This window comes from Kitasatospora sp. NPDC091207 (genome assembly GCF_044768625.1).
Lineage (GTDB): Bacteria > Actinomycetota > Actinomycetes > Streptomycetales > Streptomycetaceae > Kitasatospora.
The window spans coordinates 191,121-214,201 of the sequence record NZ_JBIVVS010000008.1; the positions used below are offsets into that span (position 1 = coordinate 191,121).

A 23,081-nucleotide genomic window follows, 5' to 3' on the forward strand; every position below is an offset into this window, starting at 1 on the left:
CCGGTCAGTCCAGCTCGTACTCCAGGACGTAGGTGTGCGCGCCCCCGTCGTCCGTCGACAGCTCGAACGTGCCGGTGATCCCCGCCAGCCCGCCGGCGCCGGTGCCCGCCACCACCCGGATCGCGAGCCGCTCGCCGTGGCTGCCCGGCGCCGCGTGCTGGAGCACGAACGAGCCCGTCCGCCCGTCCAGCTCGCCGGTGAAGTGCTCCACCGCGACGTACGCGGCCGGGCCGCCCGCGCCGTCCAGGACGGAGAGCATCCGCACCACGCTGCTGCCGGTGAGGCCGCCCGTGAAGGTCTTGGTGATCCGGACCCGGCCGAGCGTCGCCCCCGGCCGCTCGTCCGTCTCCTCCGGTTCGAAGCTGGTCAGCTCGAACGATCCGTCCGTCTTCCGGCCCATGGCACTGTCCCCTCGACGCCGTCGCCCGGCCGGCACCCCGCCGGTCGCGTCCACAGCCTGGCACGGGCCACTGACAGTCGCGCCCGGCCGGCCCGCGCGGCGCCGCGCTCTCGCGCGGTCAGTGCTCCCAGCGCAGCGCGAGCAGCGCCGCGTCGTCGGTCGGCCCGGCCACGCCGACCCAGTCGCGGACGTCGGCGAGCAGCGCGTCCAGCACGGCCCCGGGGCTCGCGGCGGGGAGCCCGGCCAGCCGCTGCGCCAACGGGTAGAACCGGTCCGCGGCGTTCCGGGCCTCCGAGACGCCGTCGGTGTAGAGCAGCAGCAGGTCCCCCGGCAGCGGGTCGAAGCCGCCCGCCCGGTAGTGCCCGCCGATCAGCCCGAGCAGGCCCAGCGGTGGGGCGTGCTGCGGCGGCGCCAGTTCGGTCACCCGCCCCGCCCGGCGCAGCAGCGGGTGCGGATGCCCGCAGTTGACGAAGCCGGCCCGCCCGCCGGAGCGCTCCACGTCCAGCAGCAGGGCGGTCGCGAACCGTTCGTTCACCGCGCGGCCCGCCAGCGCCGCGTCCAGCCGCTCCGCCACCCGGGCCAGGTCCGGTTCGGTCCGGGCCGCCTCCCGGAACGTCCCCAGCACGTCGGCGGCGGTCTCCACCGCCGGGAGCCCGTGCCCCTGGACGTCCCCCAGCAGGATCCGGATCCCGTGCGGGGTGTCCACCACCTCGTAGAGGTCCCCGCCGATCCGGGCCTCGGCCGCCGCCGCCGCGTACCGAACGGCCACCCGCAGCGGCCCGAGCCGCTCCGGCGGCGGGCGCAGCAGCGCCCGCTGCGCGGCCTCGGCCACCGTGCGGACCTGGGTCAGCTCGCGTTCCCGGGCCGACACCAGGACGACGTTGGCGGCGCTGGCCAGGGTGGCGGCCAGGACGGTGATCAGCGCGGTGAGGTGGACGGAGTTGGGCAGATGGCTGTTGCTGACCTCCAGCAGGACGACGGCGGCGGTGGCGACCGCCCCCGCGAACAGCGGCACCCGGGCCGAGCGGGTGGTCGCCCCCGCCAGCATCGGCGCCACCGCGAGTACCGGGGAGAGCGTCGTGCCCGGCCCGGTGAGCAGGTCGGCCACCACGGCCGCGACCAGCAGCAGGAAGGCGCAGCCCAGCAGCCGCCTGGTCCGCCGGGGCAGGCGCAGCGCCGGCAGCGCGTCCTTGGGGCCGTCTGCGGTCACACGTACACCTCCGCTGGGCGGGTGGGGCCCACTGTCCACTCTCCACCGGCCCGGCGGCCTCCGGCACCTCGGGCGCCCGGCGGCTCCCGGCCCGGACCGCCCCCCGCGACCCCGGTCGCCCGTGCGGCCCCGGCCGTCGCGGCGCCCCCGGTTAGGCTGGCCGCGAGATGAGACGCAAGCGCAAGGCACCGACCGCACCCCTCCCGCAGCGCCGCGGGGTGGACCCGGTGCACCTGCGGCTGCCCGCCGAGGGGTCGTGGCCGACGGTCCGCGCCTACCTGGCCGAGCGGCTGCCGACCGTCGACCCGGAGCGGATCGACGCGCTGCTGCGCGGGCGCGAGATCGTCGGGGTGGACGGCCCGATCGGGCCGGACGAGCCGTTCCGCCCGGCCGGTCACCTCTGGCTGTACCGCGACCTGCCCGCCGAGGTCCCGGTCCCGTTCGAGCTGGAGGTGCTGCACCACGACGACCACCTGGTGGTGGTCGACAAGCCGCACTTCCTGGCCACCACCCCGCGCGGCCGGCACGTCGTCGAGACGGCGCTCTCCCGGCTGCGGCACGGGCTCGACCTGCCCGCGCTCAGCCCGGCGCACCGGCTGGACCGGCTGACGGCGGGCCTGGCGATGTTCGTGGTGCGGCCCGAGGACCGGGGCGCCTACCAGACTCTCTTCCGTGACCGGCTGGTGCGCAAGGAGTACCAGGCCGTCGCGGCCCACGACCCGGGGCTCGCGCTGCCCCGCACGGTGCGCAGCCACATCGTCAAGGAGCGCGGCGTGATCGCGGCGCGGGAGCTGGACGCGCCGCCGAACAGCGAGAGCCGGATCGACCTGATCGGGCACCGCGACGGGCTGGGCCGCTACCGGCTGCGGCCGCTCAGCGGGCGCACCCATCAGCTGCGGCTGCACATGAGCGGTCTCGGGGTGCCGATCCTGGGGGATCCGGTGTACCCGGTGGTACTGCCGGAGCCGGCGCCGGACGACTTCCGCCGGCCGCTGCAACTGCTCGCCTCCGTGGTCGAGTTCACCGACCCGCTGACCGGCCGGCCGCGCCGCTTCGAGACCCGCCGCACCCTGGCCGCCTGGGCCGACCCGCAGGCCTGGGCGGACCAGCGGGCCGGCGCCGGGCCGCTCGACCGGCCCGACCCGGAGCGCGGACCGGGTCTCGCACCCGGCCTCGGTCGGGCGGTCTAGGCCGAACGGACGACCGGCCCCCCGGCCTGCGGGCCGATCCGTTCCGGACCGTGCCGGAGCGATCGTGGTGCCATGAACGCACCGCAGCACACCGCAGGATCGGCCGCCCCCGTCGCCCTGGTCACCGGCGCCTCGCGCGGCCTCGGCCGGGCCCTCGCGCGGGCCCTCGCCGCCGACGGCTGGCAGCTCGTGATCACCGCCCGGGACGCGGCCGGACTCGCCGCGGCCGAAGCCGAACTGGCCGCCGTCACCACGGTGGTCGCGCCGCCCGCCCCCGTCCCGGCCCGCCCCCGGCGCTGACCGGCCGCCGGCCGTCAGCCGGCCGTCGGTGCGAACAGCGTGCGGGCCGCGTGGTGGGTGTCGAGGTACTCGCGGACCGCGGTGATCAGGCCGTTCTCGACGGTGAAGACGCCCAGGCACTGGTTGTCGTACGCGGTCCCGTTGGCCGCCGTCCCCCGCGCGGTCCACTCGGCGACCACCTGCGGGCCGTCGGCGAGCAGCCCGGTCAGCGTCACCTCCGGCGCGCCGTCGGGCGCGAACAGGGTGCCCACCGCGCCCAGGAAGTCCTCGGCGATGGCGGCCCGGCCGCGCCACACCCGGGACAGCGGCAGGTCACCCGGGTACGACCAGGTGGCGTCCTCGGCGAACGAGGCCACCGCGGTGGGCAGATCGCCGGTGGCGATGGCGGTGACGTAGCGCTCCACGACGGCGCGGGGGGCGAGCTGGTTCACGATGGCTCCTCGGGTTCCGGTCCGGAGGCGTCGCCGGGGCTGTCGCCCGGCCGCGCTGTCCGCTGTGTCCTGTGGCCGGGTGCTCTGTCCGGCGTTGTTCCGGGCACCGCGTCGGGGTGGTGCCCCGGTGGTGCCCGGTCGTCCTGCTGAGGGCAAGTCAAGCGGCCGGCCGGCGGTGCGGGCCAACAACCGTGCGGGGACGGCGACAAGCGTCGGTTGTCGTGCCAGGCCGGGGCGGGTGCGGGGGAGGAGTGGCGGGGCCGGCGGTGGGTCACCGGGCGTCGGTGCCCGGCGGCAGCTCCAGCTCGAACCAGACCACCTTGCCGTCCCGGGTGCGGCGGCTGCCCCAGCGGTGCGCGAGCTCGTTCACCAGGTGCATGCCGCGCCCGCCCTCGTCCTCTTCCCGGGCGCGGCGGATCCGGGGCGACTCGCTGTCCCGGTCGGCGACCTCCACCGTGAGCACCCGGTTGTGGAACAGCCGCAGCTGGACGGGCGATCCGGCGTGCACCAGCGCGTTGGTGATCAGCTCGCTGGTGAGCAGCTCGGCCCAGTCGGCGAGCGCGCCGAGGCCCCACCCGGTCAGCGTCTCCCGGGTGAAGCGGCGCGAGTGCGCGACCATCGCGTGGTCGTCGCTGAGCGAGAGGGTGGCGATCCGGTCGTTGCCGGTCGGCAGGGCCTGCGCCAGGATGATCGCGATGTCGTCCTCGCTGGTGCGGCCGGTGAGTTCGGCCAGCACGGCGTCGCAGGTCTGCTCCAGCGAGCGGCGCCGGTCGGCGACGGTCCGGCAGAGCAGGTCCAGGCCCTGGTCGATGTCCCGGCCCCGGCGCTCGACCAGGCCGTCCGTGTAGAGCGCCAGGATGCCGTTCTCCGGAAGGGTGAACTCGACGCTCTCGAAGGGGACTCCGCCGACGCCGAGGGGTGCGCCCGGGGGCAGTTCGATCAGCCGGGCCCGGCCGTCGGAGTCGGCCACCACCGGCGGCAGGTGGCCGGCGCAGGCGGCGGTGCAGCGCCGGTCCACCGGGTCGTAGATCACGCAGACGCAGGTGGCGAACTGGCCCTCGCCGATCCCCGAGGTGGCCTCGTCCAGCCGGTGCATCACCCGCTCCGGGTCGAGGTCGAGCGTGATCAGCGTCCTTGCCACGGTGCGGAGCTGGCCCATGGTGGCGGCGGCGCGAATACCGTGGCCCATTACGTCGCCGACCACCAGGGCGACCCGGCCGGAGGAGAGCGGGACGATGTCGAACCAGTCGCCGCCGACCTCGCTGACCACGCTGCTGGGCAGGTAGCGGTAGGCGATCTCCAGGCCGATCGTGCGGTGGATCTCCTGCGGCAGCAGGCTGCGCTGCAGGGTGAGCGCGGTGTCCCGTTCGCGGCGGTAGAGCCGGGCGTTGTCCATCGCGAGCGCCGTCCGCGCGGCCAGCTCCTCGGCCAGCGCCCGGTCCGCCGGCCCGTACGGCAGCGGGTTGCGGGTCCGCAGGAACTCCGCGCCGCCCAGCACCATCCCGCGGGCCAGCAGCGGCACCATCAGGTAGGAGTGCACCCCGGCGTCGAGGCCCGGCTGCACCCGGTCCGGCGAGGCCACGATCCGGCGCAGCGCGGCCTCGTCGACCTCCGAGATCAGGATCGAGCGGCCGGTGCGCAGGCTCTGCGCGTACACCTGCGCGGACTGCGAGGTGGCGCCCACCTGGTCGGCGGCGGCCGACATGGTGCCGTCCGCGCCGACCTCGCCGACGGCGACCGCCCGCATCAGGACCGAGCCGTCGTCCGGCACCGGGCTCGGCTCCTCGCCGCCGAGCACCACGTCGCGCAGGTCGACGGTGACGAAGTCGGCGAAGCGCGGGACCACCACCGCCACCAACTCCTCGGCGGTGCGGTGCAGATCGAGCGTGGTGCCGATCCGGTTGCTCGCCTCGTTGAGCAACGAGAGCCGCTGCTGGGCCGCCCACGCCTCGTCCAGGGCGCGCTGGCGGGCGTCGGCCGCGTCGCGCTCCCGGGTGAACAGCAGCGCGTTGTCGATCGAGACGGCCGCCCGCACCGCCAACTCCCCGGCCAGCGCCAGGTCGTCGTCCTCGTAGGGGTGCTCGACCACCGTCCGGTAGAAGGCGGCGACGCCGACCGGCGAGCCGCGGGCGATCAGCGGCACCACCATGAACGAGCGGACGTTCTGCTCCTGCACGGCCGCCGTGCGGACGGGGTCGTCGGCGAACCAGGCCATCCCCTCCTCGTCCATCCGCGGCACCAGCACCGGCTTGCGGTGGGCGAGGCTCCAGGCGTACGGCGAGCCGGGCCGGAACCGCTGCACCCCGCCGGTGCGGTCGATCGGCGCCAGCGTCGAGCCGCGCGCCGAGTGGAACGCCATCCGGCGCAGCACGGCGGACCCGTCCGCCGGGGTGCGGACCTCGCGCTCGCCGCGCACCAGGTCGTCCAGCACCTCCACCACCACGGTGTCGGCCAGCCGGGGCGTCGCGACCTCGGCCAGCTCCTGCGCGGTCTGGGCGAGATCGAGGGTGGTGCCGATCCGCGCCGAGGCGACGTTGACCAGCGCCAGCCGCTCCTGCGCGGCCTTCGCCTCACGCAGTGCCTGTTGGCGGGCGAGGACGGTCTGGTGCTGGCGCAGGTAGAGCCGGGCGTTGTCGATGGCGACGGCGGCCCGTGAGGCCAGTTCGTCGCCGAGCGTGATGTCCGCCTCGGCGAAGGACTCCCGCTCGCCGCGCCGCGAGTACACCACCATGCCGAGGGTGGTGCCGCGCGCCACCAGGGGGGTGATCCGCACCGAGCGGGGCCGGTCGCCGAGGTAGGCCTGGCGGCGGCTCTCGGTGATCGCCGAACTCAGCGGCGGCAGCTCCCAGGACGGCACCACCACCGTCCGGCCGGTCGCCAGCGCGCGCCCGTACGGCGAGTCCGGCGCCAGCTCGTACACCGCGTCCACCGGCAGCGCGTCGGCCGGGTAGAGCGGGTCGGTGGTGGCGAGCGCCAGCCGGCGCACCAGGTGCGGGACGGTCGGGTCGAGCGGTTCCACGGTGCGCCCGGCGGCCAGCGCCTCCAGGGCGAACACCCCGCTGATGTCGGCGACCCTGGGCACCATGGCGTCGGCCAGCTCCCGGGCGGTCTGCCGCAGGTCCAGGGTGGTGCCGATGGACGCGGTGGCGTCGACCAGCAGCGCCAGCCGCTCCTGCGCGCGGGCGGCGCGGGCGTCCGCGCGGAAGCGCTCGGTGATGTCGATGACCGTCGAACTGACCCCGAGGACCTCCCCGCCCGGGTCCTCCAGCCGGAAGTAGGAGGCGGACCAGGCGTGGTCGTGCGCCGGGTCGGCGGGGGTGCGGCCGTGCGAGCGGGTGTCCACGACGGGCTCGCCGCTCTCCAGCACCTGCCGCATCACCGCCTCGCTCTCGGCGCCGTTGATGCCGGGCAGCAGCTCGGTGAGGCGGTGGCCCAGGTGCGCGTCGGCGGGCAGGCCGTTGACCCGGGCCAGCGCGTCGTTCAGCCGGACGAAGGCCAGCCGGGAGTCGTACACGGCCATGCCGACGGGGGACTGCGTGAAGAAGCCGTTCAGGATGGCGAGGTCCGCCTGGATCCGGCGCAGCGTCGTCACGTCGGACGCGACGGCCAGCACCAGCGGGCTGCCGCCGGGGCCGGAGATCGGGTGGGTGCGGAACTCCAGGTTGACGTAGTGGCCATCGCGGTGTTTCACCGGGAAGACGCCCGACCAGCCGCGGCCGTCCACGATGTCCTGGAAGAGCCCCAGCACCTCGGGCCGCTGGTCGTCGGTGGCCAGCAACTGCGCGGCCAGCGAGCCGATCGCCTCTTCGGCGCTGTAGCCGAGCAGTGCCTCGGCGTCGCTGCTCCAGTGCAGGATCCGCCCGTCCGCCTCGATCAGGGTGGTCGCGATCGGGACCATCAGCAGGGCGTCCTGACGCGACCCCCCGGCACCCGGCTGCCCCGGGCTCGGACCCCCGGACCCGCCGGTATCACGCTGCTCGTTCACCATGGCCAGAGAACCGCCCGGAGATCGTTTCTGCCAGCCCTGCCATCTTCCCACGCACCCCCCGCGTACCGCGCGTTTCGCCCACCGGCCCCGCGGCCGCCGCCGCGGCCCGGGCGGGTGGGGAACCCGGCCCGGCGGTCCGGTCAGTCCAGTGCCTCCAGGACGGTGGCGTTGGCCAGGCCGCCGGCCTCGCACATGGTCTGCAGCGCGTAGCGCGCCCCGCGCCGGCGCATCGCGTGCACCAGCGTGGTCATCAGCCGGGTGCCGCTCGCCCCGAGCGGGTGGCCCAGGGCGATCGCGCCGCCCTGGACGTTCAGCCTGGCCGGGTCGGCGCCGGTCTCCCGGAGCCAGGCCAGCACCACCGAGGCGAAGGCCTCGTTCACCTCGAACAGGTCGATGTCCGCCAGCGAGAGCCCGGACCGCCGCAGCACCTTCTCGGTGGCGGGGAGCACGCCGGTGAGCATCAGGAGCGGGTCGGAGCCGGTCACCGCGAAGGAGTGCAGCCGGGCCAGCGGGCGCAGCCCCAGCCGGGCGGCCGTCTCGCTGCTGGTGATCAGCACCGCCGAGGCGCCGTCGTTGATCGGACTGCTGTTGCCGGCCGTCACCGACCACGCGATCTGCGGGTACCGCGCGCTCATGGCGGGGTCGGTGAAGGAGGGCCGGAGCCCGGCCAGCGCCTCGGGCGTGCTGCCCGGACGCACCGACTCGTCCGTCGCGACGATCCCGCCGGGGGTCGGCACCGGGGCCAGCTCGGCCTCGAACCAGCCGGCGGCGTGCGCGTGCGCGGCCTTGGCGTGCGAGTCGAGGGCGAAGGCGTCCATCGCCTCACGCGCGATGGACCACTTGGCGGCGATCAGCTCGGCGCTGACGCCCTGCGGGATCGGCCCGCCGGGATAGCGGGCGGCGATCGCGGCGCTGAACGGGTCCGCGCCGGGCGGGACGTTGGACCACATCGGCACCCGGCTCATCGACTCGATGCCGCACGCCACCACCAGGTCGTACGCCCCCGCGATCACGCCTTGCGCGGCGAAGTGGACGGCCTGCTGGGAGGAGCCGCACTGCCGGTCCACGGTGGTCGCCGGGACGGACTCCGGCAGGCCGGCCGCCAGCCAGGCGTAGCGCGTGGTGTTCATGGCCTGCTCGCCGACCTGGTCGACGCAGCCGCCGATCACGTCGTCGACCAGGGCGGGGTCGATGCCGCTGCGCCCGATCAGGGCGCGAAGGGTGTGCGCGAGCAGCTCCACCGGGTGGACGGCCGAGAGCGAGCCTCCCGGTTTGCCCTTGCCGATGGGGGTGCGGACGGCTTCGACGATTACGGCGTCACGCATGACGGCCGCCTTCCTCTGGGGGAGCCCCGGGCGGTCGGGCCCGGGGCAGGAGGGTAGGTGGGGAGGCAAACCCACTATAGGGGAGTGGGTTTGGAAATCCAACTATTAAGCCTCCGGTCCGTCCTCCGCCGTGCCCCGCCGTCTGCCGGAGCGACCCGCCCCGGTCGAGCCCGCGCCCTGGGTTACGGCCTCCGGTCGGCGTCGGCGCGCCGACGCCGACCGGCGACGCCGGTCAGGCGTTCTGCAGGGCGCGCAGTAGGGCGATGCCTCCGGGGTCGACCGAGCGGCGGGTGTTGGCCAGGGCTATGACGCCCACCTGCTTCTCCGGGTCGAACGCGACGAAGGAGCGGAAGCCCCCCGTCCCACCGTTGTGCCAGATCTGCAGGTGGCCGCCCTGCCGCGGGTGCAGCCGGTGGCCGAGCCAGCCGAGGTGCGCCCAGGCGAAGGGGTTGACCTTGTGCGTCGTCTGCCGGGTGAGGGCGATCGCGGGTGCCAGGGGCGAGTCGTCGTCCGTGCCCGAGGCCAGTTGGGCCCGCAGCAGCACCACGAGGTCGGCGGCGGTCGAGCGGAGCCCGCCGGCGCCGGCGAGGCCGGCCAACTGCCACCCGGGTACCGGCCGGCGCCCGGGGGAGTGCCCCTGGGCGAGCCTGGCCGCCCGCTCCTCGTCGACGGCGATCACCGTGTCCACGAGCCCGAGCGGCTCGCAGATCTCCCGGGTCACCAGATCCTCGTACCCGGTGCCGGCCCGGTGGGCCAGCGCCAGGCCGAGCAGCCCGGCGCCGAGGTTGGAGTAGCGGAAGCCGCGCCCGGGCACCGCGCGCAGCCTCGTCCGGCCGAGCCCGGCGAGCAGCACGGCGTCGGTGCAGTGGCGGTACGGGTCCGGCTTGTTCGGGCGGAGCAGGGCCGGCAGCATCATCCCGGCGGGCAGCCGGGGCAGGCCGGAGGTGTGGGTGGCGAGGTGCCGGAGCGCGATCGGCGTACCGCGCCTGGCCGGGACGCTCGCGCCGGGCGGCAGCGCGCCCGCGAGGAGGTCGGCCAGCGGCTCGTCGAGCCCGGCCGTGCCGGCGAGGGCCAGCCGTGCCAGCGCGAGCGAGGTGAACACCTTGGTCACCGAACCGATGTCGAACAGCGTCCGCGGGCCGGGTGTGCCGCCGGCCCGGTCGGCGGTGGTGCTCCCGGCGCCGCGGATCTCCACCGCGCCGCCGGCCAGCCCGGCGACCACCACGCCGACCTGCTGGGCCGCGAGCCGGTCGGCGGTCTGCTGGACAAGGCTGCCAAGGTCGTTCATGGCTTCGAGCGTAGGGGGCCGCCGGCGCCCGGTCGTCCGCCGTGGCGATGATTCCGGCCCCCGCCGGTCCTCCGGCAGGCGTACGCCCCGCTGCTCCCCGTGGTGTGCCGGGGGAGCGGCGGGGCGTACCGGGGTGGCCTCACCCCTGGCGCCGCGTCAGCAGCTCAGGTTGGAGCCCGGGACGGTCCCGAGGATCTGGGTGAAGGACTGGTAGGCGTTGATCCGGCTCTGCACCTGCGCGGGGTTGCCGCCGTTGCACTCCAGCGAGCCGTTGATGCTGCGGATCGTCTCGCCGAAGCCGTACCCGTTGACGATGGCGTTGTGCGGCGTCATGGTGCCCGGGCCGTTCTGGGTGTTCCAATACCAGAGCGCGGTCTTCCAGGCCACCGCCGGGTCGGTCTGCACCAGGTTGGGGTTGTGCAGCAGGTCGATGCCCAGGGCGTCGCCGGCGGCCTTGTAGTTGAAGTTCCAGCTCAGCTGGATCGGGCCGCGCCCGTAGTACGCGGACTGCCCGGCCGGGCAGCCGTACGACTGCGAAGTGTCGCAGTAGTGCGGGTAGTTGGCGGTGTTCTGCTCGACCACGTAGACCAGTCCGCCGGTCTCGTGGTTCACATTGGCGAGGAAGGCCGCGGCCTCCTGCTTGCGGACGGTGTCGCTGCCGGTGTTGGCGAAGCCGGGGTAGGCGCCGAGCGCGTCGAGCAGGCCCTGGTAGGTGTAGAAGGAGTTCCGGTTCGGGAACATCTGGTTGAACTGCGCCTGGCTGACCGGGAATCCGCCGGGGTTCGCGGTCGTGGTCGGCGTGGGGGTCGGGGTCGTCGGGCCGCAGGTGTACGGCTCCCAGTACCAGGTGCTGATCACCGGGTCGTAGCCCGGGTTGTCGTGGGTGGCCCGGTAGAGCCCGCCGTTGGTGTAGCGGACGACGGTGCCGGTGGTGTAGGTGCGGCCGGCCGCCCAGTCCGGGTAGACGCAGCTTCCGGAGGTCGGCGTCGGGTCGGTCGGGCCGCCGCCGCAGGTGCCCTGGTCGGCCCAGACGCCGGTGCCGGCGGTGCTCGGGGTCTCGTTCTGGGTCCACCACTTGGCGGACCAGTTGTGCCCGCCGTAGGAGGCGGAGGCGCCGCCGGTGTACGCGGTGGACGCGTTCCACGGGGTGGCGCAGGCCGCCGCGTTGGCCGCCGCGGCGGGCAGCAGTAGGACGACGGCCAGCGCCGTGACCATCGCGGAGAGCAGTGCGAGCAGACGTTTCGTTGACACTTGATCACCCCTTGTGCGGTGGGGGCCGCACGGTCGTGGAGGGAGGTGGGTGGTGACGGGGAGTCCGGCCCCGCGTGGGGGCGGCGCGTCGTGGGGGACGGGCCGGCCGGGGTGCGTGCGGGTCGACCGGGGTGCGGGCCGGTGCGGTCCGTGCGGGGTTGACCCCAGACTCAAGCGGAATGGTCTATACCTGTCAAGGGGGTGATGGCCCGCCGGGTCGAATTCGGCCGGAATCGGACGGCGCCGATCGGTCTGCGAGGATGGCGCGATGGAAGAGACCTCCGGGCCGGCCACCCCGCCCGGCCCCGGCGCGCCGATCAGGTCGGGTATCCCCGAACACGGCCGGGTGCCCAAGTACTACGCCGTCAAGGGCCGGCTGGAGGAGCTGATCGACGAGCTCGGCGAGGGCGGCGTGCTGCCGACCGAGCGTGAACTCGCGGCCCGCTTCGAGGTGGCCCGGGAGACCCTCCGGCAGGCCCTGCGCGACCTGCTGATCCAGGGGCGGGTCCGCCGGCGCGGGCGCAGCACCGTGGTCGCCGGGCCGAAGCTGGAGCAGCCGCTCTCACTGGCCAGCTACACCGAGGGCGTCCGCCGCCAGGGCAGCGTCCCCGGCCGCAACCTGATCGGGCTGGAGCAGTTCGCCGCCGATCCGCTGCTCGCCGGCCAGTTGGCCGTCGCCGTGGGCGAGCGGGTCTGGCACCTGGAGCGGGTGCTGCTCGCGGACGGCGAGCGGGTCGGCCTGGAGAGCACCTATCTGGCGGTGGCCCGGGTGCCCGCGCTGGACCGGGAGTTCGACCCCGGAGCGTCCTTCTACGCCTTCCTCCGGGAGAAGGCCGGCATCGAGTTCGGCGCGGCCGACGAGCGGATCGAGACGGTGCTCGCCTCCCCGCGCGAGGCCCTGCTGATCGGCACCCCGCCCGCCCTGCCGATGCTGCTGCTCCACCGGCTGACCCGGGACGCGGCCGGTGCCCCGCTGGAACGGGTGCGCTCGCTCTACCGGGGCGACCGGTTCAGCTTCACGACCCGGCTGGCAGCCGACTGACGGCCCGGGCCCCGGGCGTCGCCTCCGGCCGTCGCCCCGGCCGGAGCCCCGCGAATGACGGCCGGGGCCCCCGGCCCGGCCCCTACGGCCCGGACGCGGCGAGCGCGGCCCGCAGCCGGTCGGCGACCGCCGCCGCGTCCGCTTCGTCCGGGTACGTCCCGCGCGGCCAGAAGAAGCCGCGCAACCCGTCCTTCGGATTGCGCGGCACCACGTGCACGTGCAGATGCGGTACCGACTGGCTGATCCGGTTGTTCGCCGCGACGAAACTGCCGGCCGCCCCCAGCCCGCGCTCCACGGCGGCGGACAGCCGCCGCACCCGCAGGAAGAACGGGCCCACCTGCGCCGCCGGCAGGTCCGCCAGCGTCGGGTGGTGGGCGCGCGGCACGACCAGCACATGACCGGGGAAGAGCGGCCGGCGGTCCAGGAAGGCCACCGCCACCTCGTCGTCCAGGACGAGGTGGGCCGGCTCCTCGTGCGCCACCACCGCGCAGAAGACGCAGTCCATCCGTCCATTCAAACCACCGTCCGCCGGCCCGGCACCCCCACGGGCCCCGCGCCGCGCCGCGTCACCCGTCCGGCCGTCGACCGGGTGCGGTGGCCGGGCGCGCGGGCGCACGGTGCTGGAGGGGCGCACCCCGCGTCCCGTCGAGGACGAGGAGGTGGCCCGGATGTCGGGCAAGTTCGAGGTCTACGAGGACGCCGGGGGCAAGTACCGGTTCCGGCTCAAGGCGGGCAACGGCGAGATCGTCGCCACCGGTCAGGGCTACGCGAGCAAGGAGGCGGCCCACAAGGGCGTCGACGCCGTCCGGCGGGCGGCCGCCGACGCGAGCGTGGTGGACGTCAAGGCCGCGGCCTGAGACCGGTCCGCGCCGGCAGGCGGCGCACCGGCCCTCCGGGGTCGGTCCGCCGCGCCGGGAGGTCCGCGCCGGGAGGCCCGCCGCGCGGGGGCCGCTATTCGTACCGGTGGAGCAGGGCCTCCCGCTCGGCCTGTTCGATCATCTCGATGGTCAGCGCGGGATCCCGCAGGTGGGAGAGGGTGACCTCGGCCGAGCTGGGCTGCTCGTCCTTGCCGAGCCAGTTCTCCGGCTTCCACGCCGAGCCGCGCAGGAACGCCTTCGGGCAGTGCGCGTACACCTCCTCGACCGCCACCACGATCGCGCTGCGCGGCGGCTTGCCGACCGCCGTCAGCTGCTCCAGCAGCCGCGGGTCGGTGGAGACGCAGGCCCGCCCGTTGACCCGGAGCGTGGTGTCCCGGCCCGGCACCACGAAGATCAGCCCGACCTGGCCGGTCTCGATGATGTTGTGCAGGGTGTCCAGCCGCTTGTTCCCGGTGGCGTCCGGGATCGCCAGGGTGCGCTCGTCCAGGACCGACACCAGCCCGGCCGGACCGCCGCGCGGCGACACGTCGCACCGCCCGGCCGCGTCCGCGCTCGCCACGAAGACCAGCGAGGAGCAGGCGATCAGCTTCCGTGCCACCTCGTGGAGGTGATCCACCTGCTTGCGCCGCGCGTGGTCACCGGGCTGCTCGTAGATCTCCCGCAGCTCGGCCGCGGCGCGGACCGCGGTCGCGTCGAGCGCCGCGAACAGGCTCCCGGGGGGCGTGGGTCCGGAGCTTGACGACAGGGCAGTTTCCGGTGTGGTGGTCATACCGGAAATCTAGCGAAGCCGTTTCCGCGGCCGGGCCGGTGGCTCTCACCGAGCTGCCGTCCAGCGCTCCCCACCAGCGCTTTTGCGCAGATAATGGGGGGCAGGGCCTTTCGCGGGAGGTGGTGGACGTGATCGTCAGGATCTGGGCCGGGCAGGTCATGGCCGGGCGCGTCGAAGAGTTCTGCGCGGTGCTGGCCACGGAGGTGATCCCCGAACTCGGGCGGACCGACGGCTGTCTGGGCGGCGAGCTGCTGCGCTCGGTGACCGAGGAGGGGCACCGGGTGCTGGTGGTGAGCCGCTGGCGGGACGAGGAGGCCCTGCGCGGGTACGCGGGGCCGATGTGGCGGATCAGGCCGGTCTGGTCGGAGGGCGAGCTGCGCTACCTCGCGCACCCGCCCGAGGTCAGCCACTTCACGCTGGTCCCGGCCCACTGAGCCGGGCGCGGGCGCGGCCGGCCCGAAGGCGCCGGGCCGGTCGGTGTCACACCCGGGCGAGGAGCGCGGGCCGGTCGGCGTCACACCGCGATCGGCACCGGGTGGACCTCGTCCGCCGGGTGGCCGGTGCGCTCGTGGACGCGCTGCACGGCCTCCTTCGACGGCGCCTCGGAGAGGCAGTACACCGTGCCCGACTCGGGGTCGGCCCAGGCCTGCTCGAAGTGCACGCCCTCCTCGCCCTCGATCGCCAGATCGGCCTGGTGGGCCATCCGCAGCTGTTCACCGGTGATTCCGGTCATGCCGTGGTGGACGTCCATGAACTTGGCCATCGTCCTCGCACCTCCAGGAGTCGCGGCCGGCCGGTGTCGGCCGTGTACCACCAGCCTGCGCCCGCCGCACCCCGGCCCGCCACCGGGCGGCCCGAGGGCCCGCCGCCCGCCGTCGCACGCACCCGCGCGCACCCCCGGGCATTCCCGCCCCCCGCGTGAAACAGGCCACAGCCGAAGCCTCTCCCTCGCCCTGTGCGGACCGTGGCACAATGACGTCAGTAGTAGCAGTGACGTTCAGCGCACTCCGGGGTCGGTGAAAATCCGAACCGGCGGTTACAGTCCGCGACCCGTCCGCAGCCAGCGGCCGGTTGACCAGGTGAAATTCCTGGACCGACGGTTAAAGTCCGGATGGGAGGCGTGCGCGGCGGACGAAGAGCAGTGCCCGTGGTCCCCCGGTGGACCTCGGGGAGGTGTGCGACGGGAGAGTCCTCTCCCGGCGGTTCGCGGCAACCCGGCGACGGGTCCTGCCGTTGGCCCGCGCACCCGTGCCCGTCCGTGTCCTCTCCCGTGCCGCCCCGGAGTCCGCGCCCCTAAGCGCGAGGAGAACCCGGGTGTTCACCGGCATCATCGAAGAGCTCGGCGAGGTCGTGTCGATCGAGGAGATCGGCAACTCCTCGCGAATCCGCCTGCGCGGCCCGGTGGTCTGTCAGGACACGCGCCACGGCGACTCCATCGCGGTCAACGGCGTCTGCCTGACCGTGGTCGACTCCCCTGAGCAACTGGCCGCCGGCACCGCCGAGTTCAGCGCCGACGTGATGGCCGAGACGCTCCACCGCTCCAGCCTGGGTGAGCTCGCGCCCGGCTCCCGGGTCAACCTGGAGCGCGCGATGGCACTCGGCGCCCGGCTCGGCGGGCACCTCGTCCAGGGCCATGTCGACGCGACCGGCACCCTGGTGGGCCGCGAGCCCGGCGAGCGCGACGCCGCCGGCGAACTCCGGTGGGAGGTACTGCGCTTCTCGCTGCCCGCCGCCATCTCCCGCTACCTGGTGGAGAAGGGGTCGATCACCGTCGACGGCGTCAGCCTGACCGTCGTCGAGGCCGCCCGCGACAGCTTCACCGTCAGCCTCATCCCGGCCACCCTCGCGCTGACCACGCTCGGCACGAAGGCCGTCGGCGAGAGCGTCAACCTGGAGGTCGACGTCCTCGCCAAGTACGTGGAGCGGCTGCTCGACTCCCGCGCCCTGCCGTCGACGACCGCCGGAGAAGCCCAGTGAACTGGCTCAGTGGAGAAGCGTTCACCGTCTTCGGTGAGCACGTGAAGTGGGCCGACATGATCGGCAACCTGCTCGGCCTGCTCGGCCTGGCGCTCGGCTGGCGCCGCTCGGTGTGGAGCTGGCCGGTGCAGCTGCTGTCCGGTGCCGTGCTCATCACGGCCTACCTGAACGGCCACGTCCCCGGCCTGATCGGCAAGCAGCTGATCGTGGTCGCCACGGCGGCCTGGGGCTGGACGCGGTGGCGGCGCGGCCGGCGGGGCGCGGACGGGATCGCCGTCCGGTTCGCGAGCTGGCCCGAGCGGGCCGCCCTGGTGGTCGGCACCGCGCTCGGCACCAGTGCGCTGGCCTGGCTGTTCCTGGCCAACCCCAGCCTGTCCTGGAGTCCTTGGTCGGACGCCTACATCTTCGTCGGCACGCTGGCGGCGATGGTCGCCCAGGCCCGCGGCTGGGTGGAGTTCTGGTTCGCCTGGATCGCCGTCGACGTGGTCGGCGTCCCGCTCGCCTTCAACAGCGGCTACTCCTTCTCCGGCCTCACCTACTCCATCTACTTCGTCCTGGTACTGCTCGGCCTGCGTTCCTGGTGGCTGAGCACCCGTGAGCCGCGCCCCACGTCCGCCACCGTCCCCCAGGGAGCCACGGCATGACCACCGACCAGACCGACGACCTCGACCTCGCGCTCGACCCCGTCGAGCGGGCCGTCGCCGACATCGCGCTCGGCCGCGCCGTGATCGTGGTCGACGACGAGGACCGCGAGAACGAGGGCGACATCGTCTTCGCCGCCTCCGCGGCCACCCCCGAGCTGATGGCCTTCACCATCCGGTACAGCTCCGGCGTGATCTGCGCCCCGATGACCGGCGCGGAGCTGGACCGGCTCAAGCTGCCCCCGATGACCCAGGTCAACGAGGACCGCAAGGGCACCGCGTACACCGTCTCGGTCGACGCCCGCGACGGGGTCGACACCGGCATCTCGGCGGCCGACCGGGCCCGGACCGTCCGGCTGCTCTCCAGCGCCGGCACCGGGGCCGGCGACCTCACCCGCCCCGGGCACGTCTTCCCGCTGCGGGCCGTCGAGGGCGGCGTGCTCGTCCGCCCCGGCCACACCGAGGCCGCGGTCGACCTGGCCCGGCTGGCCGGGCTGGCACCGGCCGGCGCCATCGCCGAGGTGGTCAACGACGACGGCACCATGGCCCGGCTGCCCGAACTGGTCGCCTTCGCCCGGGAGCACGGACTGGCGATCATCTCCATCGAGGACCTGATCGCCTACCGCCGGCGCACCGAGCTCCACGTGGACCGGGCCGCCGTCACCGCGCTGCCCACCGCGTACGGGGAGTTCACCGCGATCGGCTACCGGGGCACCATCGACGGCGTGGAGCACCTCGCGCTGGTCGCCGGCGGGCTGGACGCCGACGGGCGCCTGCCCGACGGCGAGGACGTGCTGGTGCGGGTCCACTCCGAGTGCCTCACCGGTGACGTGTTCGGCTCGCTGCGCTGCGACTGCGGCCCGCAGCTGGAGGCCTCGCTGGGCAAGGTGGCCGAGGCCGGCCGCGGCGTCGTCCTCTACCTGCGCGGTCACGAGGGCCGGGGCATCGGCCTCGCCCACAAGCTGCGCGCCTACGCGCTCCAGGAGCAGGGCCGCGACACCGTCGACGCCAACCTCGACCTCGGTCTGCCCGCCGACGCCCGCGACTACAGCATCGGCGCCCAGATGCTCGGCGACCTCGGCGTCCGCTCGCTCACCCTGCTCACCAACAACCCGGAGAAGCTCGCCGCGCTCACCGAGCACGGCCTCAAGGTCAAGGGCCGTGAGCCGGTCGAGACCCCGGCCGGCGAGCACAACCTGCGCTACCTGCGGACCAAGCGCGACCGGATGGGCCACGACCTGCCCGGCCTCGGCTCCTGAGACCCACCTCCGTCCCGACCGACCCCCGAAAGAGGAACAGCACATGAGCGGCCACGGAGCCCCCGAGCTGACCATCGACAACGCCGCCGGCCTCAAGGTCGCCGTGATCGCCGCCCAGTGGCACGAGCAGGTGATGAACGGCCTGCTGGACGGCGCCCACCGCGCCCTCAAGGAGCTCGGCATCGACGGGCCGACCGTGCTGCGGGTGCCCGGCACCTTCGAACTGCCGGTCGCCGCCAAGCGCCTCGCGGACCGCGGCTACGACGCCGTGATCGCGCTCGGCGTGGTCGTCCGCGGTGGCACCCCGCACTTCGACTACGTCTGCCAGGCCGCCACCGCCGGTCTCACCCAGGTCAGCGTCGACACCGGTGTCCCGGTCGGCTTCGGCGTCCTGACCTGCGACGACGAGCAGCAGGCACTGGACCGCGCGGGCCTGCCGGGCTCCGCCGAGGACAAGGGGCACGAGGCCGTCACGGCGGCCGTCGCCACCGCCGTCGTCCTCAGGTCGCTCGCCTGAGCCCGGCACCCGCCCGCCGGCACGGTCCCGGGCCGTGGACGTCCAAACGACTGTCCACGGTCCGGGACCGTTTACCGCCCGTAAGCCCGCACGCCGTAAGGTGAGTCCATCATGGCTTCGAAGACATTCGAGGAGCTCTTCACCGAGCTCCAGCAGAAGGCCGCCACCGGCGACCCCTCGTCCTCCCGTACCGCGCAGCTCGTCCAGCAGGGCGTCCATGCGATCGGCAAGAAGGTCGTCGAGGAGGCCGCCGAGGTCTGGATGGCCGCCGAGTTCCAGTCGGACGAGCAGACCGCCGAGGAGATCTCCCAGCTCCTGTACCACCTTCAGGTGATGATGGTCGCCCGCGGGCTGACGCTCGACGACGTCTACAAGTACCTCTGAACCGGTCCGAAACAGCACACCCCCCTCCCAACAGGTAAGGAACCGACCTCCATGCTGCGCATCGCCGTCCCCAACAAGGGTTCGCTCTCGGGTCCCGCGGCGGAGATGCTCCATGAGGCCGGTTACCGCCAGCGCAAGGACCCCAAGGAGCTCGTGCTCGTCGACCCGAACAACGAGGTCGAGTTCTTCTTCCTGCGCCCGCGCGACATCGCGGTGTACGTCGGCTCCGGCCGGCTGGACGTCGGCATCACCGGCCGCGACCTGCTGCTGGACTCGCACTCCAACGCCGAGGAGGTGCTGGCCCTCGGGTTCGGCGGCTCCACCTTCCGCTTCGCCCGCCCGGAGGGCGTGGACGTGAAGGACGTGCAGGGCCTGGAGGGGCTGCGGATCGCCACCTCGTACACCGGCCTGGTGGAGCAGCACCTGGCCGACCACGGCATCAAGGCCACCGTGACCAAGCTGGACGGCGCGGTGGAGACCGCGGTGCAGCTGGGCGTGGCCGATGTGATCGCCGACGTGGTGGAGACCGGCACCAGCCTGCGCAACGCCGGGCTGGAGGTCTTCGGCGAGCCGATCCTGATCTCGGACGCCGTGGTGATCCGCCCGAAGGGCGCCGGGGAGGACGCGGGTGTCGACCAGTTCCTGCGCCGGCTCCAGGGTGTCCTGGTGGCCCGCCGCTACGTGCTGATGGACTACGACATCCGGGCCGAGAGCGTGGGCGCCGCCGTCGCGCTGACCCCCGGCCTGGAGTCGCCGACCGTCTCCCCGCTGCACACCGAGGGCTGGGTGGCCGTCCGCTCGATGGTGCTCCGCAAGGAGGCCCAGCGGATCATGGACGACCTCTGGGGCATCGGGGCCCGGGCCATCCTGGTCACCAACATCCACGCCTGCCGGCTCTGAACCACCGCGGGTGAAGCCGCGGAGGTAAGCAGCGGTTCAATGGGGCGGGGGCGCCGGTCGGCGCCCCCGCCCTTTCGCCGACAGCGGCCGGTTCGCTGACGGCAGCCGGCGGTTGCCGGTACCCGCCCCGACTGGAAGACCCCGGAGACCCACGTGACCACCCCCGCCGAGTTCCCCGTCACCTGGGCCCCGCGCCGCACCCGGGCCGTGCTGCTGCCGGTCTGCGCGCTGCTGGTGGTGATGTTCGTCGCGATCGCCGTCGCGCTCCCCGCCAGCTGGCAGTTCAACGACCGGCTCATGATGGTGCTCAGCGGCGTGCTCTTCGCCGGCGTCGGCCTGATGCTGGCCCGGCCCCGGGTGAGCGCCGACGCCGAGGGCGTCACCGTGGTGAACTTCGTCCGCCGCCGCCGGCTGGCCTGGGCCGAGATCGTCCGGGTCAACTTCCGCCAGGGCGACCCGTGGGCGACCCTCGACCTGGCCGACGGCACCTCGCTGGCCGTGGTCGGCATCCAGTCCGGGCTCGGCAAGGCGCAGGCGATCGCGGACGCCCGGGCGCTGCGCGACCTGGCCGAGCGCCGCGGCCGCTGACCCCCGCCGGGCAGCCCGGGACCGCCCCCGGACCCGCCCCCGGACCCGCCCCTGAGCGGGTCCGAACGGGGGGCCGACAGTCGCACGGGTATCGTCTACGCTGGTAAAAAGCAGGGCAAAGCCATGCCATTTGACAGCGGGCCCTGCCGGAAACGACTTGAGGAGTGACTCCCCCCGTCCATGGACGATCCGTCCGGTAGTACCTGCGCCGCCCGACTTCCCCACCCCGGAAGGCAGGCGGCACTGTGATCACCGCCTGGCTGCTGCTGCTCGCGGCGTTCCTGCTCATCCTCGCCAACGGCCTGTTCGTGGCCGCCGAGTTCGCCTTCGTGACCGTCGAGCGCGGCGCGGTGGAGCGCTCCGCCGAAGCCGGCGACGCCAAGTCCGGCCGGGTCGCCCGGGCCCTGCGGCACCTCTCCTTCGAGCTCTCCGGCGCCCAGCTCGGCATCACCGTCACCTCGCTGGTGGTCGGCATGCTCGCCGAGCCGGCCCTCTCCGTCCTGCTGAAGCCCGTGTTCACCGCCGTCGGCCTGCCCGACGGGGCGGCCCGCGGCGTCGCGGTGATCGTCGGCCTGCTGCTGGCCACCGTGGTGCAGATGGTGATCGGCGAACTCGTCCCGAAGAACTGGGCGATCTCCCGGCCGCTCCAGGTCGCCCGCTCGGTGGCCTCCCCGCACATGGCGTTCTCACGCGCCTGCCGCCCGCTGATCAGCTTCCTGAACGGCTCGGCGGACCGCACCGTCCGTGCCTTCGGCATCGAGCCGCAGGAGGAGCTGGGCCACGCCCGGACCCCCGCCGAGCTGGGCTCGCTCGCCCGGCACTCCGCCCGGGCCGGCGTGATGGACGAGGAGTCGGCCACCCTCTTCGTGCGCACCCTCGGCCTCGGTGACCTCACCGCCGAGTCGGTGATGACCCCGCGCATCGACGTCGCCGCCCTCCAGCGCGACGCCAGCGCCGCCGACGTGCTCAACCTCACCCGGGCCACCGGCCTCTCCCGCTTCCCGGTCTACACCGACAGCCTGGACGAGGTCACCGGTACCGTCACGCTCAAGGACGCCCTCGCGGTGCCGCCCGCCCGGCGCGGGCTGGTCAGGGTCGGCGACCTCGCGGTGCCGCCGCTGCTGGTGCCGGAGACGCTCCCCGCCGAGCGCCTGCTCGACCGGCTGCGCCGGCTCCAGCCGATGGCCATCGTGGTCGACGAGTACGGCGGCACCGCCGGTGTCGTCACCGTCGAGGACATCGTCGAGGAGCTCGTCGGCGAGGTGCAGGACGAGCACGACCCGGCCGACACCCCCGAGCTGCTCCCGCTCCCGCCGGTCCACGGGCTGCCCGTCTGGGCCGCCGACGGCCGGGCCCGGCTCGACCAGCTGGAGTCCATCGGCCTGCACGCTCCCGACGGCCCGTACGAGACCCTGGCCGGTCTCGTCTCGGACCTGCTCGGCAGGCTGCCCGTGCCGGGCGAGCAGGCCGAACTGCCCGGCTGGCGGTTGACCGTCGAGGCGGTGGACCGCCACCGCACCAGCCGGGTGCGGGTGGAACGCACGACCGGGCGCGCGCGCCCCGGTGACGAGGACGGGACCCGATGACCGCGCTCCAACTGGCCGTGGCCCTCCTGCTCCTGCTCGGAAACGCGTTCTTCGTCGGCGCCGAGTTCGCCGTCATCTCGGTCCGCCGCAGCCAGATCGAACCGCTCGCCGAAGCCGGCAACAAGCGGGCCCGCACCGTGCTGCACGCGCTCTCCAACGTCTCCGCGATGCTCGCCGCCGCCCAGCTCGGCATCACCGTCTGCTCGCTGGGCCTGGGCGCGCTCGCCGAGCCGACCATCGCCCATCTGCTGGAGGGCCCGTTCCACGCGCTCGGCGTGCCCGCCGGCCTGATGCACCCGCTCTCGTACGGGATCTCGCTGGCCGTGGTGGTCTTCCTGCACATGGTGATGGGCGAGATGGTGCCGAAGAACATGGCGCTGGCCGGTCCGGAGAAGGCCGCGCTCTGGCTCGGCCCGCCGCTGGACCGCCTCGCCCGCTGGCTCACGCCGGTGATCGTCTTCCTGAACGCCTTCGCGAACGCCGTGCTCAGGCTGTTCAAGGTCGAGTCCAAGGACGAGGTGGAGTCGGTCTTCACCACCGAGCAGCTGATGTACCTGCTGCTCGACTCACGGGACGCCGGCCTGCTCGACGAAGGCCGCCAGGAGCGACTGGAGGACGCCCTGGAGCTGGGCCGGCGCCCGGTCACCGAGGTGCTGCTCAGGCCCGAGCAGCTCGTCACCGTGGACACCAAGGTGACCGCCGCCCAGGTCGAGGAGCTGGCGCTGCGCACCGGCTTCTCCCGCTTCCCGGTCACCGACGGCGACCCGGCCGCCCACGGCTACCTGGGCTACCTGCACCTCAAGGACATCCTGGACGTCGAGGACCAGGCGGCGCCCGTCCCGGCCCGCCTCTGGCGCCCGATCACCGTGGTGCGCGGCACGCTCCCGCTGGACGACGCGCTCGGCGCGATGCGCCGGGCCGCCTGCCATCTGGCCGCCGTGCTCGACCAGGACGGGCGCACGCTCGGCGTGGTGACGCTGGAGGACGTGGTGGAGGAGCTGGTCGGCGAGGTGCACGACCCGGACCACCGCTCCGCCGCCTGACGTCCGAAGGCCGGTACGTCGGTACGTCGGTACGTCGGTACGTCGGCCGGGCCCGGACTGTTGTCCGGGCCCGGCCGTTCTGCTGCCGGCGAATCCGCTGTGAGCGTGCGACGG

At 74.2% G+C, this 23,081-nt stretch carries 24 protein-coding genes and 1 riboswitch; of the genes, 14 read left to right on the top strand and 10 right to left on the bottom strand.

The genetic code is table 11. The annotated features are described in order from the left end of the window. Nucleotides 1–4: 4 nt before the first annotated feature. A complete protein-coding gene (locus ACIQTO_RS16635) occupies nt 5–400 on the bottom strand; it encodes a DUF3224 domain-containing protein (protein WP_402388313.1) in 396 nt (131 codons plus the stop codon). A gap of 118 nt (nt 401–518) precedes the next feature. After that, entirely contained in the window at nt 519–1,610 is a 1,092-nt protein-coding gene (locus ACIQTO_RS16640) for a PP2C family protein-serine/threonine phosphatase (protein WP_402388314.1), read from the bottom strand. A 167-nt stretch (nt 1,611–1,777) separates the two neighbouring features. Here ACIQTO_RS16640 and ACIQTO_RS16645 point away from each other — a divergent pair, with 167 nt between their 5' ends. After that, entirely contained in the window at nt 1,778–2,800 is a 1,023-nt protein-coding gene (locus ACIQTO_RS16645) for a pseudouridine synthase (RefSeq protein WP_402388315.1), read from the top strand. Between the two features lie 72 nt (nt 2,801–2,872). Continuing rightward, entirely contained in the window at nt 2,873–3,100 is a 228-nt protein-coding gene (locus ACIQTO_RS16650; protein ID WP_402388316.1) for an SDR family NAD(P)-dependent oxidoreductase, read from the top strand. A gap of 14 nt (nt 3,101–3,114) precedes the next feature. On the opposite strand, the gene ACIQTO_RS16655 is transcribed toward ACIQTO_RS16650, so the two are convergent. The 5 genes from ACIQTO_RS16655 to ACIQTO_RS16675 form a co-directional block, all read right to left on the bottom strand. Continuing rightward, nucleotides 3,115–3,531, bottom strand: coding sequence for a nuclear transport factor 2 family protein (locus ACIQTO_RS16655; RefSeq protein ID WP_402388317.1), 417 nt, complete (start codon nt 3,529–3,531; stop codon nt 3,115–3,117). Between the two features lie 271 nt (nt 3,532–3,802). Beyond that, nucleotides 3,803–7,429, bottom strand: a complete 3,627-nt coding sequence (locus ACIQTO_RS16660) for a SpoIIE family protein phosphatase (protein WP_402388318.1) — start codon at nt 7,427–7,429, stop codon at nt 3,803–3,805. A gap of 230 nt (nt 7,430–7,659) precedes the next feature. After that, on the bottom strand, nt 7,660–8,844 hold the full coding sequence (locus ACIQTO_RS16665) for a thiolase family protein (protein ID WP_402388319.1): 1,185 nt from the start codon (nt 8,842–8,844) through the stop codon (nt 7,660–7,662). Nucleotides 8,845–9,076: 232 nt separating this feature from the next. Beyond that, nucleotides 9,077–10,132, bottom strand: coding sequence for a serine hydrolase domain-containing protein (locus ACIQTO_RS16670; protein ID WP_402388320.1), 1,056 nt, complete (start codon nt 10,130–10,132; stop codon nt 9,077–9,079). A gap of 156 nt (nt 10,133–10,288) precedes the next feature. After that, nucleotides 10,289–11,383: a glycoside hydrolase family 19 protein gene (locus ACIQTO_RS16675; protein ID WP_402388321.1), complete on the bottom strand. Its 1,095-nt coding sequence runs from the start codon at nt 11,381–11,383 to the stop codon at nt 10,289–10,291. Between the two features lie 268 nt (nt 11,384–11,651). Between ACIQTO_RS16675 and ACIQTO_RS16680 the strand changes: the two genes are divergently transcribed. After that, complete coding sequence (locus tag ACIQTO_RS16680) at nt 11,652–12,425, top strand: GntR family transcriptional regulator (protein ID WP_402388322.1); 774 nt, start codon at nt 11,652–11,654, stop codon at nt 12,423–12,425. Nucleotides 12,426–12,507: 82 nt separating this feature from the next. Here the strand turns inward: ACIQTO_RS16680 and ACIQTO_RS16685 are convergent, their stop codons facing one another. Then, a complete protein-coding gene (locus ACIQTO_RS16685; RefSeq protein WP_402388323.1) occupies nt 12,508–12,930 on the bottom strand; it encodes an HIT family protein in 423 nt (140 codons plus the stop codon). 163 nt (nt 12,931–13,093) lie between these two features. Between ACIQTO_RS16685 and ACIQTO_RS16690 the strand changes: the two genes are divergently transcribed. Beyond that, entirely contained in the window at nt 13,094–13,282 is a 189-nt protein-coding gene (locus ACIQTO_RS16690) for a YegP family protein (protein WP_402388324.1), read from the top strand. A 94-nt stretch (nt 13,283–13,376) separates the two neighbouring features. Here ACIQTO_RS16690 and ACIQTO_RS16695 read toward each other — a convergent pair whose 3' ends face one another. Further along, complete coding sequence (locus ACIQTO_RS16695; protein WP_402388325.1) at nt 13,377–14,072, bottom strand: MSMEG_1061 family FMN-dependent PPOX-type flavoprotein; 696 nt, start codon at nt 14,070–14,072, stop codon at nt 13,377–13,379. Between the two features lie 128 nt (nt 14,073–14,200). Between ACIQTO_RS16695 and ACIQTO_RS16700 the strand changes: the two genes are divergently transcribed. Further along, on the top strand, nt 14,201–14,506 hold the full coding sequence (locus ACIQTO_RS16700; protein ID WP_402388326.1) for an antibiotic biosynthesis monooxygenase family protein: 306 nt from the start codon (nt 14,201–14,203) through the stop codon (nt 14,504–14,506). A gap of 80 nt (nt 14,507–14,586) precedes the next feature. On the opposite strand, the gene ACIQTO_RS16705 is transcribed toward ACIQTO_RS16700, so the two are convergent. Then, on the bottom strand, nt 14,587–14,835 hold the full coding sequence (locus ACIQTO_RS16705) for an SCO4226 family nickel-binding protein (RefSeq protein ID WP_402388327.1): 249 nt from the start codon (nt 14,833–14,835) through the stop codon (nt 14,587–14,589). A 236-nt stretch (nt 14,836–15,071) separates the two neighbouring features. Then, nucleotides 15,072–15,199: riboswitch (FMN riboswitch) on the top strand. Nucleotides 15,200–15,386: 187 nt separating this feature from the next. Here ACIQTO_RS16705 and ACIQTO_RS16710 point away from each other — a divergent pair. The 9 genes from ACIQTO_RS16710 (at nt 15,387) to ACIQTO_RS16750 (ending at nt 22,967) form a co-directional block, all read left to right on the top strand. Beyond that, nucleotides 15,387–16,049, top strand: coding sequence for a riboflavin synthase (locus ACIQTO_RS16710; RefSeq protein ID WP_402388328.1), 663 nt, complete (start codon nt 15,387–15,389; stop codon nt 16,047–16,049). Continuing rightward, nucleotides 16,046–16,693 carry a nicotinamide riboside transporter PnuC gene (locus tag ACIQTO_RS16715; RefSeq protein ID WP_402388329.1) on the top strand — a complete coding sequence of 216 codons (648 nt, stop codon included), beginning with the start codon at nt 16,046–16,048 and terminating at the stop codon, nt 16,691–16,693. The genes ACIQTO_RS16710 and ACIQTO_RS16715 overlap by 4 nt, the downstream gene beginning before the upstream one ends. Beyond that, nucleotides 16,690–17,949, top strand: coding sequence for a bifunctional 3,4-dihydroxy-2-butanone-4-phosphate synthase/GTP cyclohydrolase II (locus ACIQTO_RS16720; RefSeq protein WP_402388330.1), 1,260 nt, complete (start codon nt 16,690–16,692; stop codon nt 17,947–17,949). Before ACIQTO_RS16715 ends, ACIQTO_RS16720 begins: the two co-directional genes overlap by 4 nt. 43 nt (nt 17,950–17,992) lie before the next feature. Further along, complete coding sequence (gene ribH / locus ACIQTO_RS16725) at nt 17,993–18,466, top strand: 6,7-dimethyl-8-ribityllumazine synthase (protein WP_402388331.1); 474 nt, start codon at nt 17,993–17,995, stop codon at nt 18,464–18,466. Nucleotides 18,467–18,577: 111 nt separating this feature from the next. Further along, nucleotides 18,578–18,850 carry a phosphoribosyl-ATP diphosphatase gene (locus tag ACIQTO_RS16730; RefSeq protein WP_030306151.1) on the top strand — a complete coding sequence of 91 codons (273 nt, stop codon included), beginning with the start codon at nt 18,578–18,580 and terminating at the stop codon, nt 18,848–18,850. A 51-nt stretch (nt 18,851–18,901) separates the two neighbouring features. Then, on the top strand, nt 18,902–19,750 hold the full coding sequence (hisG, locus tag ACIQTO_RS16735) for an ATP phosphoribosyltransferase (RefSeq protein ID WP_380573064.1): 849 nt from the start codon (nt 18,902–18,904) through the stop codon (nt 19,748–19,750). 153 nt (nt 19,751–19,903) lie between these two features. Then, on the top strand, nt 19,904–20,338 hold the full coding sequence (locus ACIQTO_RS16740) for a PH domain-containing protein (RefSeq protein WP_402388332.1): 435 nt from the start codon (nt 19,904–19,906) through the stop codon (nt 20,336–20,338). A 245-nt stretch (nt 20,339–20,583) separates the two neighbouring features. Then, nucleotides 20,584–21,924: a hemolysin family protein gene (locus tag ACIQTO_RS16745; RefSeq protein ID WP_402388333.1), complete on the top strand. Its 1,341-nt coding sequence runs from the start codon at nt 20,584–20,586 to the stop codon at nt 21,922–21,924. Then, the gene (locus ACIQTO_RS16750) at nt 21,921–22,967 is read left to right on the top strand and encodes a hemolysin family protein (protein ID WP_402388334.1); all 1,047 of its coding nucleotides are present in this window, start codon (nt 21,921–21,923) and stop codon (nt 22,965–22,967) included. The genes ACIQTO_RS16745 and ACIQTO_RS16750 overlap by 4 nt, the downstream gene beginning before the upstream one ends. Nucleotides 22,968–23,081: the final 114 nt, after the last annotated feature.